Raw genomic sequence first — 11,144 nt, 5'->3', positions numbered from 1 at the left:
AACAGCAACTCGAAGCCTCTGGTGCATAGGTTGATCTTGGTCGACAACCCTTCTACCAGGGGCTTCTTTCTTTGTCGATCAGATGCCGCACGCCGCACCGCTTCCATGACCTGCGGCTTCAGGTTGAAAAAGGCTCAAGGACATGGACGACGTATTAGAATCCGCCTCGCAGTACATGGGCAACAAGCTGAACCCTCACAAATTACGTTAGGTTTCAAGTGGCGACCCAAGGTAGAGATGTAATCGAAGCCGCCTTGGCCTCCTTCGCGGAGGCCAAGGCGGCCATCGAGGAGACTTTTGGCGTGGTCGGGGCACCGGAGATTGTCAACGCCGTGCTGGCCGGCTCCAGGCCACGCCAGGGGCGATGCACGAACGGGCTTGAGTACTTCGTGCACGGCATTGGCTATACGGTCGTGTTTCCGGATGATGCCCAAGTTCACATCGACGGCGATGAAAGCGGCGACGACGTTTTTTCACTTTACGACATGTTGTTTTTTCTGGAGAACTCGGGCAAGACGTCTCCGTCGGCTCGCGAAGTTCAGGATCTGTTGGATGAGCTAGTCGCCTCGGATCAACTCCGCAGAGCCGGTGGCGACAAGTTCGTCGTGTCGACGTAGCACATCTGCCTTCGCTGTCGGAATCCCCACAGGAATGGCTCCTGTGGGGATTCTCAAAGCCGTGACGCAGGCGAATCCGCAGGACTCAGACCGGTGAGACGCCGGCCGGGGTGGTGAAGCGGGCGACGGCGGCGACGACCTCTGACGGGTTGGACAGGTCAGGGAGAACGACGTCGGCGCCCGCCTCGTGGAGTTCGGCGGGGAGGGAGCGGCCCGAGGCGATGGCGATCATCGAGGCTCCGGCGATCTTGGCGGCCTGGACGTCCCTGGCCGAGTCGCCGATCAGGACGGTGTTGGTGCCGTCGAAGGCCGTGCCGTACTTCTGCCTGGCCCTGCCCTGGGAGACCTGGAGCAGGGTGGCCTTGGGGTAGACCTCCTCGCCGTAGCCGCCGACCTCGAAGTCGACGTACCGGTCCAGCTTGAAGGCCTCCAGCTTGTGCACGGCGTTGCTCCTGATCGTGCCGGTGAGCACCGACTGGACCGTGCCGCCGAGCTTGCCCACGGCCTTGAGCGCCTCGGCCGCACCCGGCATCATCCGCCCTTCCTTGGCCAGGCGCTTACGGCGGGACGCGAAGGCCTCGGCCAAGGCGTCGAGGAAGAGGGGCAGGTGGGCGTCCTCTGCGACGATGCCGTTGATGGCGAGGGTCTCGAAGACGATCTCGGAGTCGGGGCGGCCGTTGTGCTGGGTCAGCTTGACCAGGGGCCGTCCGGTGACCTGCCGGAAGGCGTCGGCGTACGCCTCCCGGGTGACGATGGACACGTCGACCAGCGTGAGATCGACGTTCCAGAGAACGAGACGGCTAATCGTGGCCTCCGAGATGGGGGTAGACGCCTAGGTTACGGCCATCGCCGACCGCTGATGGTCACCAATAGCGAAACCATCCTTAACCGCATGAACGCCATGCGCCGGACTCCCCCGGCACGGATCGAGGGAGTCCAGGAGCGCCGGTACGGCGAGCAGCGGAGCCGCGCGATCGGCGGACACGACATCCCATCAGCGATCAAGACCCCTGGCCAACCGGTGAGGGCACGATCTGCCCCTAGGACTCAAGGTCCTGGCGACGAGAGTGCTCACTCGCCAGCGGCTACCAGGCACCGAGTCTGCCCGAACAGCAGAGCCGGTAGCCGCCACTAGGCGTGGTCGATGGCGTCGGCGAGGGTGTCGACGACCGGGACGCCGAAGGCATGCAGGTCGGCCCTGCCGGTCATGCCCCCGGTGTAGAGGACCGCTCGCGCCCCGACGTGCTGGGCGGCGTGCGCGTCGTCGAGGCTGTCGCCGATCACGAGCACGTCGGCGGGGTCCACGCCCAGCGCCATGATGTGGGACACCATCGATTCGGCCTTGTGTCCTCCCGCGGCGCTGCGCAGGCCGTCGACCCTGACGAAGTGATGGTCGATGCCGAACTCGGCGATCGTGGGCACGAGGCGGTCGTGCGCCCACATGGACAGCAGCGACTGCCTGCCGCCCGTGGCGTCCCAGGCTCGCAGCGTCGACAGGGCGTCGGCCGCGAGGCCGCAGTCCGTCATCAGCCGGTGGTAGTGATCGTGGTAGGCGATGTCCAGCCGCTCCCACTCGCCGTCGTCGAGAGCCCTGCCGAGGATGCGCTCGTAGAACGTCCAGATGGGGCGGGTGTAGACCGCGCGGAAGCCGTCCGCGTCGTAGGCGGCGAGCCCGTGCGGCTCGAAGACGCGGTTCGTGGCGCCGACCACTGCGTCGATGTCGTGGAAGAGCGTGCCGTTCCAGTCCCAAACAATGTGCTTCATATCGCCCTCAAGCGTAGCCAGCCCTCTCACGGTGTGAGCGCCTGAGAGGGCTCCGGCCTCAGGCTTCTCTGACTGTTCAATCCACCGAACCGACCGTTCACCCCATCGAAACGGACATTTCCCCCATCAGGTGACCAGGTCGGGGATCTCCTGGGTGGCGTACCACAGCAGGTCGTTGGCCTCGGCTCCGTCCACGGTGAAGCGGGCGTCGTCGTCACCCCGGTCGGCGGCGGGCAGCGCGGCGAGGGCGGCCTCCACGTCGGCGGTCGCGGACTCGTCGTCCACGTGGACCGCGGCGATCTTGCTGAGCGGGACCGGGACGGCCAGCCGTACCCGGGCCCGCTCCTCCAGGTCGGCTCCGCCGTTCACCTCGTCGTCCGGCACATCGGCGGCGATCACCACCCGGCGCGGGGGCGCCTCGATGCCGTCGGCCCTGTCCTCGGCCAGCATCCTCAGGGAGGCTCTCGCCGCCTCGGTCAGGGCGACGTACTCCAGTTCCTCGGTGTCACCCGAGACGTACCACTCGATCAACGCGGGGGTCACCGCGTAGCCGGTCAGCGGGGCCGGGCCGAGCTCCCCCACGGTGGCCACGCGGGCCAGCGCCGGAAGCGTGCACGGCAGGTAGACGCGCATCGATGCCTCGATCTATCTCTCCGACATCGGCGCCGGTTCGGCGCCGATCACCCATCGAGTGTGCCAGCCCGGGCACCCCGGTCGCGAGGTACGGCACGGCCCGATCGCAACACGACGCGGACGTCAGCGCAGCGGCGTGCCGAAAAGCCTCTCCAGCTCGGTGATGGTCGGCTCGGGATCCCGGTGGTGGATGCCGACGATGCCCAGGGCGCGGGCGGCCGTGATGTTGGCCTCGATGTCGTCGACGAACACGCACTCGGGTCCCGTGAGCCCCACCCTGCCGAGCGCGTGCTCGAAGATCCTCGACTCCGGCTTGCGCATGCCGACCTCCCCCGAGATCACCACCGCGTCGAAGAACTCCTCCCAGCCCTCACGGGGATACTCGTTGGCCCACGAGTTGGACAGCAGACAGGTCCGCAGCCCGGCGGCACGAGCCTCGCGGAGCATTCCGTACATCGGTTCGACCCGCCGGAACCCGGCGAACATCCTGGTCAGCAGCCCCTCCGCGACCGGCGGCACACCATCGAGCGTGATCAGCCTGGCGGCCAGATCCCGTTCGAAGTCCAGCCCGGAGATCTCGCCGCGTTCCAGCGCGTGGATGGCGTTCTCCCCATCCTCAGAACCGGAGTAGGCGTGCGCGATGAGCTCGCGCATCACCTCGCGGTAATGGACGCCGTCGATACGGTCCGCGACGATCCACTCCGCGATCGCCTCGGTCATGCCCGTGGTGAGCACCCCGGCCCAGTCGATCAGCACGCCCTTGAGCATCCGCCCTCCTTCGTGAAACCCGTTCCAGGTTAGGTGTGCCCTGTGAGGAAGCCCGGCGGGGGGTGGTGCGAAACTGGCGGCCATGGACTTCGCGCTCAGCACCAAGGCGGAGGAATACCTCGCCAACCTGACCGATTTCATGGTGTCGCATGTATACCCGGCCGAGCCGGTCTACCACGGCTGGCGGCTCGCCAGGGGGCACGCCGACCACGGCCTGCCCCCGGTCGTCGAGGACCTCAAGGCCGAGGCCCGCTCACGCGGTCTGTGGAACCTGTTCCTGCCTGATGAGTCGGGAATGTCGGTACTCGACTACGCCAGCCTCGCCGAGGTCACCGGCCGCTCCCCCGACCTCGCCCCCGAGGCGCTGAACTGCGCCGCCCCGGACACGGGGAACATGGAACTGCTGCACATGTTCGGCTCGCCGCAGCAGCGGGCCCGCTGGCTCGATCCGCTGCTCGCAGGCGAGATCCGCTCGGCGTTCGCGATGACCGAGCCCGCGGTCGCCTCCAGTGACGCGACGAACATCGAGACCTCCATCACCCGCGACGGCGCCGAATACGTGATCAACGGTCGCAAGTGGTTCATCAGCGGCGCGGCGGACCCGCGCTGCGAGATCATGATCGTGATGGGCAAGACCGATCCCGAGGCGCCCGCACACCGTCGGCAGTCGATGATCCTGGTCCCGATGGGCACCCCCGGCATCGAGGTCGTCCGCCACCTGCCGGTGTTCGGCTACCAGGAGCAGCACGGTCACTCCGAGATCGTCTTCACCGACGTCCGGGTGCCCGCGGCGAACCTGATCGGTGAGGAGGGCGACGGCTTCCGCATCGCCCAGGCCCGCCTCGGTCCCGGCCGCATCCACCACTGCATGCGTGCCGTCGGCATGGCGGAGCGCGCCCTGGAGCTGATGTGCGCCCGCGCCGCCAACCGCGTGGCCTTCGGCCAGACCCTCGCCCAGCAGGGCGTCGTGCAGCAGCAGATCGCCGAGTCGCGGCTGGCCATCGAGCAGGCCAGGCTGCTCACCCTGAAGGCCGCCTGGCTGATCGACACGGTCGGCGCCAGAGCCGCCGCGGCCGAGATCTCCGCCATCAAGGTCGTCGCCCCCAGGATGGCCTGTGAGGTGATCGACCGCGCCATCCAGATCCACGGCGGCATGGGCGTCTCCGACGACGTCCCGCTCGCCGCCATGTACGCCCAGGCCCGCGCGATGCGCATCTTCGACGGCCCGGACGAGGTGCACATCCGCACCGTGGCCCGCCGGGAGCTCAAGCCCTACCTCTCCTGACGGCCCCGTTCCTGTGGCTCCCGACAGCTCCGTTCCGGCGACACCCCGCGCGAGCACAGACATCCACTTCTAGCTTTATGTCCGATTTGTAGACAGGAGTGCGTTTCGGCAAGACGGTTGGAGGAAGGCTATAAAAATGGCCCCAAAGCCAGACAACCGCACGTGAGAGGGGTTTCGTCGCTTGCGTGCACCACTTGAACCGATTCCTCGACTCCTGTGAGGAGGGGCCATGACGGTAAGCGAGACGGCTCGCGGAGCGCGCAGCCGTACGACCTCGAAGCCCGCCACGCCCGCCGAGCGGAAACCTGCGGGCACAAGCACGGCACGGGCCAGAGCGGGGACCACCTCGGGCACGGGCGCCACGCGATCCGGTGCCGGAGCGACCGCGGGGACGACCGCCACCCGGACCAGAACCAAGGCGGCCACGGGACCGGCCACGGCACGGACCAGGGCCAAGTCGGCCACCGGAACGACCGCCGCCCGGAGCAGAACCAAGACGACCGGGACGACCGCCGCGGAGAAGGCCACGACAAAGGCCACACCGCGGACAAGCAGGGCGCGGACCACCACGGAAAAGGCCGCGACGCAGACGGGCAGGACGCGGACCACGACACGGACCGGAGCGGCCACGGGGACCACCGGCCAGGCCAGGACCAAGGCCGCCACCGGGACAACCGCCACCCGGACCAGAACGAAGGCGGCCACAGGACCGGCCACGGCACGGACCAGGGCCAAGTCGGCCACCGGAACGACCGCCACACGAAGCAGAACCAAGACCGCCACGGGGACGACCACCGCCCGGACCAGGACCAAGGCCGCCACGGGGGCGACCGCCACCCGGACCGGGGCCAAATCGGCCACGGGGACGGCCACCGCGGCGAAGAAGGCCACGGCACAGCGGACGACCACCGCGCAGCGGAGGAACGCCGCGCAGAAGACCGCCGGGCAGGCCTCCGCCTCGCCTCCGGTCACCACGCGCACGGCCCCGGAGCAGCAGCCCGCACGGCACGGGCACGACGGGCACGACGAGCGCTCGCTCACACTGAACCTGCCCATGATGACCGTACGGCTCCACGCTCCCCATCTCCATCTGCCGCACGTCAGCCGGCAGGAGGCGGGCCATGCCGTCGACGCGGCCAGGTCGTTGCTGCCGCCGCCCGAGCGCATGGTCTACTACGGGGGACTCGGCGCGCTCGCGGTCGTGGGGCTAATTGAGTGGCCGGTCGCCGCCGCCATCGGAGTCGGCACGATGATCGCCCAGCGTGCCCGGGGAAGGAACCGTCGCCCAGGACCCGCCTCGACGAGGAGCGTCCGCGCGAAGGCCGCGTGACCCGGGCCGCGCGATGACACGACCGGCCGGAGCAGACGCCCGTCACCCGGCCGGCGCAGTGACACGACCGGCCGGAACGCGCACCCATGATCTGACCGGCCCGGGGGCGGGCCGTCGTGACCTGAGAACCGGCCGCCACGGCCTGAGCGGCCAGGAGACGGGCCACATGCCGTCGCGGCCGTCAGGGCCGTGCGGCCCGTCTGCTGGAGGGCCGGATGTTGCTGTCGCGTGTGCTCACGCTTTCCACCGAAACGCTGTGGGGCCTCGTGCCGGGCGCCGTCCGGGACGCGTTGCCGCACCCTCGTGCGATAAGGGCGACCTCCGGCGGATTCCATGTCGACCTGCGCTCGATCGGCGGCCCCGGCACCGAACGGCTGGCACGACGTCTCGAAGCCCTGCTTCTCGTGCTGGACGGAGTCGAACGGGCCGAGGTCAACGGTGCCCTCGGTGTCATCTTCGTCGGAGGCGACTGTGACGTCGTCGACCTGGAGAAGCTGCTGTCGATCGTCGAGGAGCTCGACGGCGGGGAGGCAGAGGAGGCGGAGGAGGCGGGCGAGCCCGAGGAACCCGGGCCGCTCGAGGAGCTGGGACCGGGGCCGTCGATGTCCAGGGTGGTCGAGCAGCACACCCGCGCGGGTATCCGGCTCGGCGTGAGCCTCCTCGGAGCCGGTCTGGCGTTCGCCGGGCGCGCCGCCCACGTCCCGCCCCTCTCCCCTGTCGTCCCCGCCCTGTTGCACCTGACCGAATCGACCCCGGCGATCCGTGCCGAGCTGGAACGCCGCTTCGGTCACCAGACCGCCTCCACCCTGTTCACGGCGGCGAACGTGGTCACCAACACGCTCGCGCTGCGTCCGCTGGCGCTGCTGGTCCAGTCGATCGCCGCCGCGGAACGCTACGTGGAGGCGCACGAGGCACGGCGCGCCTGGGAGCTGCACGCGCAGGACCTGGCCTCCAGGGAGGGGGCGTATCGGCACACCCGCACGTCCAGGAGACCGCGCCCCGCCCCTCTGACCCGGAGTCCTGTCGAGCGGTTCGAGCGCATCGCGAGCCCGGCCGCGCTCGGGGCCTCCGTGCTGACCCGCGTCGTCAGCGACAGCCGCAGGCGAGCGCTCGCCATGATGATCTCGGCGACGCCCAAGGCCGCGAAGGCCGGCCGTGAGACGTTCGCCAGCGCGGTCGGACGCACACTGGCCAGGCGTGGCACGGTCGTCCTCAACAGCGAGGCGCTGCGCCGCATGGACGGCGTGGACACGGTTGTCCTCGACGCGGCCCTGCTCGGCACCGGCTCGTGGACGATCGACCGGGTCGTTCCCCTGGCCGAGGGCGTGGACCTCGACGAACTACACGCGCTGCTCCACGTCCTGATCGACGTCACCGACCCCGGCGCGCGCGGGCGGCACGGTCTGTGGGCAGCGGAGCCACAGGCCGGGACGGCCGAGCTGGCCAGGCTCATCCCGGCGGAGGCACCCGAGTGGAGGACGCTCGGCCTGCGGCCGGTCCGCGTGACGAGACAGGGCGTCCTGATCGCCCTCGCCGGTCTGGCACCGGAGGTCCACCCCCAGGCGGACGCGCTCGTCGCCGCGGCGGCAGGCACATGCACCGTGATGCTGGCCGGCGACGCCCGAGGGGTGGGCAGGCGGCTCGCCACGGGCAGGGGCGCGCCCGAGGGCCGCCGGCTGAAAACCGTGTCAGGCGGCCACCGGCTCACCTCGCGGATCCGCGCGCTCCAGGCGGACGGCCACGGGGTGGCACTGGTCTCCGGGCGCTCCACGTCCGCGATGGCCCAGGCCGACCTGGGCTTCGGCGTGCTGGGCGGCCCGGACAGCGTGCCGTGGGAGGCGGACGTGCTCGGTGACCTCGACGCGGCCCACCTGCTGCTGAGCTACCTGGCGCCCGCAAGGAGGGCGAGCGAGCGGTGCGTACGGCTCGGCGTCGCGGCAGCCGCGGCGGGAGCCGCGCTGGCGGTCACGGGCCCCAGGGCCTCCTCGGTGCGCAGAGCCCATCTGATGAGCGACGGGACGGCGCTGGCCGCGATGGCCATCGGCGAGTGGACGGCCCTCGAGGCCGGGCGCGGGACGCCCACGGGTCGGGCCGACCCCACCCCCTGGCACGCCATGCCGATCGAGGACGTCCTGGCCAGGCTCGACTCCTCGCTGAACGGGATCACCAGAGCCGAGGCCGTACGGCGCAGGCCTCAGCCACCACCGGGAACACCGGGCGGCAGCGACTCGCTGCTCCGCGCGTCCGTCGAGGAGCTGGCCAACCCGCTGACCCCGGTGCTGGCGGCCGGGGCGGGCGTCTCCGCCGTGGTCGGATCGGTCTTCGACGGGGTGCTGATCGCGGCCGTCATGGTCGTCGACGCGCTCATCGGCGGAGGCCAGCGGTTCACGGCCAACCGCGCGCTGCACGAGCTGACCGAGACCGTCGCGGACCGCGTACGGCTTCGCCGCCCAGGTCCATCCGGTGGTTCCCGCGAGCCGGTCACCGCGGACGAACTCGCCCCTGGCGACGTCATCGAGCTGCGGGCGGGCGACACCGTGCCCGCCGACTGCCGGATACTCACCGCCGTCGGCCTCGAGATCGACGAGGCGGGGCTGACCGGTGAGTCCCTGCTGGTCACGAAGGCGCCGACGCCGGTCGGCGCCTCCGCCGTCGCGGACCGGAGCTCGATGGTCTACCAGGGCACGACGGTCGCCGCGGGACACGGGCTCGCCGTTGTCGTGGCGGCGGGCGAGGAGACGGAGGCGGCCAGGACCGCCAGGCTGTCCGTCGAGGAGCGCCCGCCGAGCGGGGTGCAGCTCAGGCTGCGCGCGCTGAGCCGGCGGATCCTGCCGGTGGCGATCGGCTCCGGCCTGGTCCTGCTGGTCGCGGACCTGCTGCGGGGAAGGTCGCTTTCGCAGGCGCTCGCCCCCGCGGTGAGCCTCGCCGTCGCCTCGGTGCCCGAGGGGCTCCCCTTTGTCGCCTCGGCCGCCGAGCTGGCCGCCGCCAGGCGGTTGTCGACCCGGGAGACCCTGGTGCCCAACCCCTCGACGATCGAGGCCCTCGGCCGGGTGAACGTGCTCTGCTTCGACAAGACGGGGACGCTGACCGAGGGGCGCATCAGCCTGCGGTGCGTCTCCGACGGGCGCACGGAACGCCCCGCCGAGGCGCTGACTCCCCAGCTGGAGCGGATCGTGGCCGCGGGACTGCGCGCGAGCCCCCGGCACGACGGCGGGCGGCCCATTCCCCATCCCACGGACCACGCCGTGGTCGAGGGGGCCCGGCGGCTCGGGGTGACGCCGGAGGAGGGACTCGGCGTCTGGAAGCGGATCGACGAGCTTCCCTTCGAGCCGGGCCGCGGCTACCACGCCGTGCTCGGCCTGGGGTCCGCGGGACACCTGCTGAGCGTCAAGGGCGCTCCCGAGGCCGTGCTCACCGGCTGCGTGAGCCTGCTCCGCGACCGGGACACGGTCCCGCTCACCGAGTCCGCGAGAAGGGGGCTCGAAAAGGAGGTCGACAGGCTCGCCCTGCAGGGATACCGAGTGCTCGCGGTCGCGGAGCGTCCCGCGTCGGACCGCCGTGACCTCGTCGAGTCCCGCGTCGAGGGCCTGACCTTCCTGGGATTCCTCTGCCTGGCCGACCCCGCCAGGCCGACGGCGGCCGAGAGCGTCCGGCGCCTCGCGCTGGCGGGCGTCCGGGTCGTCATGATCACTGGTGATCATCCGAGCACCGCGGAGGCGATCGCCGCCGAGCTCGACGTGCTGGAGGACGGGCGGGTCATGACCGGTCCCGAGCTGGACGAGCTCGACGACGAGGCCCTGACGGAGGCGCTGCCCCATGTGGCGGTCTTCGCCAGGACAACCCCCGCCCACAAGGTCAGGATCGTCGGCTGCCTGCGCCGCTCGGGCAAGGTCGTCGCGGTGACCGGGGACGGGGCGAACGACGCCCCCGCCATCCGCGCCGCGGACGTGGGGATCGCCCTGGGCTCCCGGGCCACCCCGGCGGCCAGAGCCGCCGCCGACGTCGTGGTGACCGACGACCGCATCGAGACGATCGTCGACGCGATCACCGAGGGCAGGGCCATGTGGAGCTCGGTCCGCGACGCCCTGGGCATCCTGCTCGGCGGCAATGTCGGCGAGGTCGTCTTCGCGGTCGGTTCGAGCCTCCTCACCGGCAGGAACGTGCTGAACGCCCGCCAGTTGCTGCTGGTCAATCTGCTGACCGACATGCTGCCCGCGATGACGGTCGCCGCCAGGCCCCCGGCGGCGACCAGTCCGCAGAAGCTGCTCGCCGAGGGGCCTGAGGCCTCCCTCGGCGCCTCGCTGACCCGCGACATCTACGTGCGCGCCGTCACGACGGCGGCGGCCGCCTACGCCGCCTGGACGGTCGGCCGGATGACCGGGACCCGAGGACGGGCGAACACGATCGGCCTGGTCGCCCTGGTCTCCGCGCAGCTGTTCCAGACCCTGGCCGCGGGAGGCCGGGACCGGGTGATCGCGCTGGCCGTACTGGTCTCCCTTGCGGTCCTGGGCGCGAGCGTCTCCCTTCCCGGTGTCTGCGGGTTCTTCGGCTGCCGCCCGCTCGGGCCCGTCGGATGGAGTGTCGCCCTCGGCACCGCCGTCGCCGCCACCCTCATCGGGGTGGCGGTCGAGCGGGGAAGCCGCGACACGTCACCACCTGTTCACTGAACGGCAACCTTAAGGTATTGCCTTACGTCGTTTTGTCAGGAATCATCACCATAAGAGCGATTTATTGATTCGAGGTTCTT

8 protein-coding genes are annotated in these 11,144 nt (G+C 70.5%); 4 read left to right on the top strand and 4 right to left on the bottom strand.

Annotated elements, in window-relative coordinates:
* The first annotated feature begins 218 nt into the window (after window positions 1-218).
* Entirely contained in the window at window positions 219-617 is a 399-nt protein-coding gene (locus tag AB0395_RS32215; protein WP_366287617.1) for a hypothetical protein, read from the top strand.
* Between the two features lie 85 nt (window positions 618-702).
* On the opposite strand, the gene AB0395_RS32210 is transcribed toward AB0395_RS32215, so the two are convergent.
* From AB0395_RS32210 to AB0395_RS32195, 4 genes are all read right to left on the bottom strand, one after another.
* Window positions 703-1,422 (bottom strand): haloacid dehalogenase-like hydrolase, encoded by a 720-nt coding sequence (locus tag AB0395_RS32210; protein ID WP_366287623.1) that lies wholly within the window; start codon window positions 1,420-1,422, stop codon window positions 703-705.
* Window positions 1,423-1,748: 326 nt separating this feature from the next.
* Window positions 1,749-2,381: an HAD hydrolase-like protein gene (locus AB0395_RS32205; RefSeq protein ID WP_366287615.1), complete on the bottom strand. Its 633-nt coding sequence runs from the start codon at window positions 2,379-2,381 to the stop codon at window positions 1,749-1,751.
* A 126-nt stretch (window positions 2,382-2,507) separates the two neighbouring features.
* Complete coding sequence (locus tag AB0395_RS32200; RefSeq protein ID WP_366287613.1) at window positions 2,508-3,014, bottom strand: hypothetical protein; 507 nt, start codon at window positions 3,012-3,014, stop codon at window positions 2,508-2,510.
* Between the two features lie 123 nt (window positions 3,015-3,137).
* The gene (locus AB0395_RS32195) at window positions 3,138-3,782 is read right to left on the bottom strand and encodes an HAD family phosphatase (RefSeq protein WP_366287611.1); all 645 of its coding nucleotides are present in this window, start codon (window positions 3,780-3,782) and stop codon (window positions 3,138-3,140) included.
* An 82-nt stretch (window positions 3,783-3,864) separates the two neighbouring features.
* Here AB0395_RS32195 and AB0395_RS32190 point away from each other — a divergent pair, with 82 nt between their 5' ends.
* From AB0395_RS32190 to AB0395_RS32180, 3 genes are all read left to right on the top strand, one after another.
* Entirely contained in the window at window positions 3,865-5,067 is a 1,203-nt protein-coding gene (locus AB0395_RS32190; RefSeq protein WP_366287609.1) for an acyl-CoA dehydrogenase family protein, read from the top strand.
* A 229-nt stretch (window positions 5,068-5,296) separates the two neighbouring features.
* Window positions 5,297-6,397 (top strand): hypothetical protein, encoded by a 1,101-nt coding sequence (locus tag AB0395_RS32185; protein ID WP_366287607.1) that lies wholly within the window; start codon window positions 5,297-5,299, stop codon window positions 6,395-6,397.
* Window positions 6,398-6,612: 215 nt separating this feature from the next.
* Complete coding sequence (locus AB0395_RS32180) at window positions 6,613-11,064, top strand: HAD-IC family P-type ATPase (RefSeq protein ID WP_366287605.1); 4,452 nt, start codon at window positions 6,613-6,615, stop codon at window positions 11,062-11,064.
* Window positions 11,065-11,144: the final 80 nt, after the last annotated feature.

Source organism: Streptosporangium sp. NPDC051023 (assembly GCF_040689595.1).
GTDB lineage: Bacteria > Actinomycetota > Actinomycetes > Streptosporangiales > Streptosporangiaceae > Streptosporangium.
This window is presented reverse-complemented; position numbering and strand designations above follow the sequence as displayed.

Bases quoted from the DNA above. Each gene is read 5' to 3' on its own strand.
- AB0395_RS32205 (WP_366287615.1), bottom strand. From the start codon at position 2,381: ATGAAGCACATTGTTTGGGACTGGAACGGCACGCTCTTCCACGACATC.
- AB0395_RS32200 (WP_366287613.1), bottom strand. From the start codon at position 3,014: ATGCGCGTCTACCTGCCGTGCACGCTTCCGGCGCTGGCCCGCGTGGCC.
- AB0395_RS32195 (WP_366287611.1), bottom strand. From the start codon at position 3,782: ATGCTCAAGGGCGTGCTGATCGACTGGGCCGGGGTGCTCACCACGGGC.
- AB0395_RS32190 (WP_366287609.1), top strand. From the start codon at position 3,865: ATGGACTTCGCGCTCAGCACCAAGGCGGAGGAATACCTCGCCAACCTG.
- AB0395_RS32185 (WP_366287607.1), top strand. From the start codon at position 5,297: ATGACGGTAAGCGAGACGGCTCGCGGAGCGCGCAGCCGTACGACCTCG.
- AB0395_RS32180 (WP_366287605.1), top strand. From the start codon at position 6,613: ATGTTGCTGTCGCGTGTGCTCACGCTTTCCACCGAAACGCTGTGGGGC.